The following is a 4,775-nucleotide window of genomic DNA, read 5'->3' on the forward strand; positions in this document are numbered from 1 at the left end:
GCGGTGGTCGCTGTCTATTGGCGGATGTGGATCGGGAGGTCCATCTCGACCGGTTCACCGTTGTCCGGGATGAAATTGAGGGTCATGGTTTCCTTCACAGTGCCGCAGCCGTCGATGTTCTGGCACATCTGTTTGTTGTCTTTCCAGGCGATGTCCACCTTGACTGGGTTGTCCTGGGTCACTTTGATGTCGTGCGCGGGGGCACACATCACGAGCTCGGTGTCGGCTCCGTTGGGGCCACCGCCAAAACCCGTGGGGACGGCTACACACTTGCCCTCCACGGCCTTCCCGTCTTGGAAGAAGGTGATCTTCTCGATGGCCACACCATGGGTCTGCGGGTGGGTGAAGAGGATGGGCGCTTGAGTGCCAAGCTCTTCGGGTGAGTTCGCGCCTTTGAGGGTGTAGCTGACGCGGGGCTGGTCGGTCACCGTGGTGTCGGACAGTTTGGAGTCGAAGATCAGCGTCTGGGCGTCGCTGCCCTTGCTGACGTCGATCGTGGCGTCCTTGTGCCCGGTCATGGAGATCTTCATGCCGGCTTGGACCAACTCCTGGACCGTCTGCGGTGGGTTCTGCGTCCAGTCCCGGCCGCTCTGCTGCTTGAGCAGTGTCTTGTGCACGACCTTGCCGATTTCATAGGCGGCGAGGCCGGCACCGACCGTGGCTCCCAGAGCGGGGTTACTCAGGGCGGCCGCGACACCGCCCAGGGCGGCCGTGTTGAGCCACATCCCCTCGATGTCCCGCTTGGAGCCCGCGTCGGCGAAGCCGATGACCTGCCCGGCGATGGGGACGTTCGAGGTAGCGGCCGTGACCAGATCCTGAGTGCTGGCGTTGCCGTCAGCCAGGGTGGTACCCACGTTCACCGCGGTGGCGACCCACGCACCCTTCGACGGCTTGAGCGCGGCCCAGTCCCGCTTGAAGGTGGGGCTGTTGCCCACCTTCTCCAGCACCAGGCCAGCGGCCTCTTCGCTGGTCGGGGTCTGGTAGGAGATCCCGGGCGTTTGGCGGACCGCGTTCTGCAGGTCGTTGTCGGCCACGGCCGTCTGCACCGTGGCCCTCAGGTTGGTGTTGAAATCGTCCTGGTAGGTGCTGTCCGCGTCGCACACGCCGCTGTCTTCGGCGGCGGGGCTTTTCAGCACCGTGGCGTTCGGGTCCCCCTCGATACAGGCTGCGGCGAGTTCGTGGACGAGCACGTCCTGTTCTTCGTCCGGCACTTCGAAGGCGTCCTGGAAATTCTCGGTCGTCAAGTCCATGTCGATCGCGTCGGTGGCCGCGTCCCAGCTCTCCTCGGCCGCTTCGGCGCCCTCGGTGACCGGGTTGTCCTGTGCGGCCTCGTTCGCGCCCTCACCCACCTGCTCGGCGCCCTCGCTGATCGGATTGTCCTGCGCGAGCGCCGCGGGCGCGACCACACCCCCGGATACCAGAACGCCGACGGCCAGCACCGCGGCAGTACCGAGTCGCACCCGGCGTCTGCGTTCCCCAGTCCGTGCCCGGCTTCTGCTCAGTTCATTTGCCTCACACACCATTATTTCCTCTGGGACATCGGTCAGGTTCCGCCGATCAGAACCCGGTGGACCCTTTGGCTTCCCAGCCCCACCGGCCCGACTCGCCCCCGCACTCATTCCACCTGATCGTGACCATGCTGCTACGCCACGCAGTCGGCGGTGGAACCCACCCGCCCCGGACCTCCCACTATCGGCTGACCCCCTCTACGAAGAAACTTCAGACAAGCTCCCGGATCAGACACGAGGCGGCCACCGCCCTCGGCCGCCGTACGCCCAACGCCAGGTCACCCCCGTGCCGGATGTGGCCAGTCCAAGGTTGACTTTCGTCCCTAACCAGAATCGATTCCGTCACGAGATCAAGAAACTGACCGCAGGGCTACCTCCGGCCCGACCCGGACCTGCTCATCGGCATCCCCGACTGGCCACAGTAGACACTGCTGCGGGACTGAGGTTTCCCCGTGTGCAGGACACAGCGGGTATGGGGTCAGGTGATCTCGTCCGGGAATGTGTTGGAGAGCCTCAAACATGACCGGACTGCGCGCACACCGGGAATCGACGATCGACATCCTGGTGCACAACGCGGGGCTCAACATAATGGGGCGGCCGATCGAGGTGCCCTCCCCTGAGGAGTTCGACCGGATGGTCGCAGTCAACGTCAAGGCACCGTTCTTCCTCACCCAGCGTCTACCGCCGCCGACCTGGTGACCGAGTTCGTCGCGGTGGGGGGGTGGTCGTCCAGTCAGATCCTCGGCCTCGTGGGCATTCCCTTGGCGGGCCTCGTCCCGACCGCCTCCCGCCCGGCTGGATCCCCGCGGACCACCACTGCCCCGACGCCGGTCGCCCCCGGCACCCACCTGGGCAACGACTTGTTCGACGACACCGGTGATCTGCAGCACCGGCCTGCTGCTCTACGGCTTCGCCGTAGCAGGGGACAGCACCCCTGCAACACGCGCTCGAACGCCAAGGGGAGGCGGGAGCCGCCGCGATCGAATCCCTGACCCCGAAACGCAGGATCCGTCACAACCGGTTCTCTCCCCGCGCCCGCCAGGCTCTCCTCGATGCCATCGCCGGCCAGCAACACCTCGACGAAACCACCCATCCTCCGTCACCTCCTTGCCGACACCACCTCCTCGGCACGCGAAGTCCTCACGAAATCCTTGATCGACCTTGCCCTCTTCGTCCGCGACCGGTGAGAAGGTTGGGCTTGCGATACTCGGCGTGCAGCTTGTCTCGGCAGGTTCGGCACAAGCCATAGTCGGCGGGAGACAGGAGCCGGCGGCCGAAGCGACGGTCGCTGTTGACGGCGGCAAGTAATAGGCGAGTTGTCAGCCAACTCCCCATTGCTTCCAATGTGCTCATTGGCTATTCACCAGCTGGCTCTTGAAATGAAACCCTCGGGCTCCCCTGCCGGAGGGACAGACCATGCCGAGCATGCGGGGCACCCAGCTCACCCGCGCGTACGTCGGCGCGTTCGTCGACCGGCATCTCCGGGCAGAGCCCGAGCCGCTGCTGAACCGTCCCTCGAAGCGCTTTCCCGAGGTATGGCACTGGCCATGAATCGGGTCAGGGCGCCGGAGGGGTCTCGGCGGAACAGAACCGATCCCGGATCGGCACGACCCCGTCGACGAGGAAACGGGTGGCGAGGTCGTCCGCGCAGGTGTTGTTGCCCGGGTAGACGACGTGCCCGCCCTGGTCGATGCTGACCAGTTTGGTTCGGTCGCCGAGCAGCTGGCGAAGGTGGACGCCGCCGGTGTAGATCGTGGCCGGGTCGCGGAGGTTCTGCAGGATGAGCAGGTTCTCCGGTCCGTCGCCGGTGATCTCGGTCGGTTTCTCCCTCGGTGCCAGCGGCCAGCGCGCGCGGGGGGTGATGTTCGCGGTCATGCCGCCGACCATCGGAAAGCGCTGCCGGTCGATCCGGACGGCGCGCTGGTAGTGCGCGAGCGACCGCGGCCAGGAGACATCCCCGCAGGTGACCGCCAGGTGCGCGGCGATGAAGTTGTCGTCGGGCACGGGTGGCGAGGCCGCCGTTGCCACGGCCGCGCCGGGCGCGGTGGCGCCTGACCGGCCGAGGTCCTGCCAGAGTTGGGCTAGTGCCGGGAACTCGTGGTCGCTGTAGAGCTTGGAGCGGGTCAGCTGCCGGAACATGTCCCCGTTGACGCCGCCGACCGGCGCCGCGTCGAGCGCGCTGGCTAGCTCGAAGTACTTGCCCCGTACCTCGTCCGCGGTCCGCCCCAGTTGGTAGACACCGTGCCGGGCCGCCGCCCACTTCCCGAAGTCGGGGAACCGCAGCTCCGTCCCGAGTCCCCAGTTCCGGAACTGCTCGCGCCAGATCATCTTCGGGTCGGCGGCGCTGTCCAACAGGAACCGGTCGCCGCGCCCGGGGAAGAGCCGCGCGTAAACCGGGCCGAGATAGGTTCCATACGACGTGCCGTAATAGGAGATTCGCTGTTCACCGAGTGCCTTCCGGATCTGGTCCATATCGCGCGCGGTGTTCCTCGTCGTCAGGTACGGCAAAGTTCTCGCCACCCGTGGCGACGCACTGGTTCGCGATTTCTTCCGCACTTCCGGCCTGTTTCGCCACGTCTGCCGGCCCGTGGGCATACGTTCCGAACGCGACGGCCCGCTGTTCCGGCGAGAGGCCGCAGGACACCGGGCTGCTGTGCCCGACGCCCCGGGGATCGAAACCGATCAGATCGTACCAATTCAGCAGGCTCGCCGGTGCACCCCGCTGCGCGAGCACCACCGGCAAGTCGAGCCCGGCCACGCCCGGGCCGCCGGGGTTGACCAAGAGCACACCACGCCGTTTCGCCGGAACGGTGCTGCGGAGCCGGGACACCGCGAGCTCGATCGTTCTGCCGTGCGGATCCCGGTAGTCCACGGGTACGTCGAGCGTGCCGCATTCGAGTGCACCGCCCGCGCCGAACCGTTCGTCAGTGTTGGCAGTGCGGGACATTTCGCCCATTCGATCCTGGCGCCCGCACCCGTGGTCGCGTGACCGGATCCGGCCGCCGTCCCCGTCAGGAGACCGGCGACGAGTCCCCCAACGGCTATCGCCACGATCCGGCTGGTCGTTCGTGATCGCATCTTCCCCATCCTCTCGTTGCGTCTGGCGAACCGACCAGGTTCGCCCCGTCGAGCCTGGCGGTAGTTCGCCGCCGGAACAACGGAGCACTCCCCCACCGCGTGGTAGGGCCGCCCCCACCACGCTGGAAAAGAAAGCGGGGTGAAAGCGCCGCACTCCACCCTGGCTCCCGACATCTTCCGAGCGATGGA

General features: G+C 66.6%; 5 protein-coding genes. 2 read left to right on the forward strand and 3 right to left on the reverse strand.

The window, feature by feature from the left end:
• Window positions 1–14: 14 nt before the first annotated feature.
• On the reverse strand, window positions 15–1,439 hold the full coding sequence (locus FXO23_RS26580) for a hypothetical protein (protein WP_158888157.1): 1,425 nt from the start codon (window positions 1,437–1,439) through the stop codon (window positions 15–17).
• A 588-nt stretch (window positions 1,440–2,027) separates the two neighbouring features.
• On the opposite strand from FXO23_RS26580, the gene FXO23_RS26585 reads away from it, so the two are divergent.
• Window positions 2,028–2,207, forward strand: a complete 180-nt coding sequence (locus tag FXO23_RS26585) for an SDR family oxidoreductase (RefSeq protein ID WP_281356598.1) — start codon at window positions 2,028–2,030, stop codon at window positions 2,205–2,207.
• Between the two features lie 717 nt (window positions 2,208–2,924).
• Window positions 2,925–3,059 carry a hypothetical protein gene (locus tag FXO23_RS52305; RefSeq protein ID WP_281356599.1) on the forward strand — a complete coding sequence of 45 codons (135 nt, stop codon included), beginning with the start codon at window positions 2,925–2,927 and terminating at the stop codon, window positions 3,057–3,059.
• 6 nt (window positions 3,060–3,065) lie between these two features.
• Here FXO23_RS52305 and FXO23_RS26590 read toward each other — a convergent pair whose 3' ends face one another.
• Window positions 3,066–3,980, reverse strand: a complete 915-nt coding sequence (locus FXO23_RS26590) for an alpha/beta hydrolase (protein WP_158888158.1) — start codon at window positions 3,978–3,980, stop codon at window positions 3,066–3,068.
• Window positions 3,952–4,455 carry a hypothetical protein gene (locus FXO23_RS26595; RefSeq protein ID WP_158888159.1) on the reverse strand — a complete coding sequence of 168 codons (504 nt, stop codon included), beginning with the start codon at window positions 4,453–4,455 and terminating at the stop codon, window positions 3,952–3,954. Before FXO23_RS26595 ends, FXO23_RS26590 begins: the two co-directional genes overlap by 29 nt.
• Between the last annotated feature and the right edge of the window lie 320 nt (window positions 4,456–4,775).

It is taken from the genome of Amycolatopsis anabasis (genome assembly GCF_009765355.1).
Taxonomy (GTDB): Bacteria; Actinomycetota; Actinomycetes; order Mycobacteriales; family Pseudonocardiaceae; genus Amycolatopsis; species Amycolatopsis anabasis.

Coding starts and splice junctions, on each gene's coding strand:
- FXO23_RS52305 (WP_281356599.1), top strand. CDS start 2,925: ATGCCGAGCATGCGGGGCACCCAGCTCACCCGCGCGTACGTCGGCGCG.
- FXO23_RS26585 (WP_281356598.1), top strand. CDS start 2,028: ATGACCGGACTGCGCGCACACCGGGAATCGACGATCGACATCCTGGTG.
- FXO23_RS26590 (WP_158888158.1), bottom strand. CDS start 3,980: ATGGACCAGATCCGGAAGGCACTCGGTGAACAGCGAATCTCCTATTAC.
- FXO23_RS26595 (WP_158888159.1), bottom strand. CDS start 4,455: ATGTCCCGCACTGCCAACACTGACGAACGGTTCGGCGCGGGCGGTGCA.